Below are 656 nucleotides of genomic sequence, written 5' to 3'. Positions count from 1 at the left end.
ATTGGACTGAAAAAGGCCACGAAGCAATTAGGTCGCATTAACCTAGTCGACTCTTCCACCATAACGCTGTGTTTGTCCCAATACCCTTGGGCCCTGTATCTTCCGACCCATGCTGGTGTCAAATTACACTTACGGCTGGCTTTCGTAGACGGGCTTGTACACCCAGATAAGGCTATCCTAACTCCAGCGAAGCCGTCCGACCGGACGCAGATGGACAGTCTTATTGAACTGGACAGGGATGCACTTTACATATTTGACCGTGGCTACGTCGATTACCGAAAGTTTGATGAGTACTGTCGTGGGGGAACGCGTTTTGTCACCCGACTCCGATACAATACAAGCATTGCTGAAACGTACGAGAGAAGGACGATACCACAGGGGTCACCTGTTCTTCGGGACGATGTGGTAAGGATCGGCTCATCCGCCTCTCGGAGTATGACTCATCCAACGCGTTGGATAGAGACGTTGGACAGTGAAGGTAATTTGATTATTATCCTGACCAACGACCTGACCATGGATGCTGTCGAGATTGGCGATTTGTATAGGAGACGCTGGCAAATCGAGCTGTTCTTTAAATGGATTAAGCAGCACTTGAAGGTAAAAAGCATGTATGGGAAGAGCGAGAATGCCGTATTCAATCAATTGCGGATAGCGCT

At 48.8% G+C, this 656-nt stretch carries 1 protein-coding gene; it reads left to right on the top strand.

What is annotated here, in order from left to right; all coding sequences use genetic code 11:
• A partial coding sequence (locus AN477_RS14580; RefSeq protein WP_169787906.1) for an IS4 family transposase occupies window positions 1–656 on the top strand: 656 nt, incomplete at both ends.

The organism is Paenalicyclobacillus ferrooxydans, from assembly GCF_001399675.1.
GTDB lineage: Bacteria > Bacillota > Bacilli > Alicyclobacillales > Alicyclobacillaceae > Alicyclobacillus_B > Alicyclobacillus_B ferrooxydans.
This window is presented reverse-complemented; position numbering and strand designations above follow the sequence as displayed.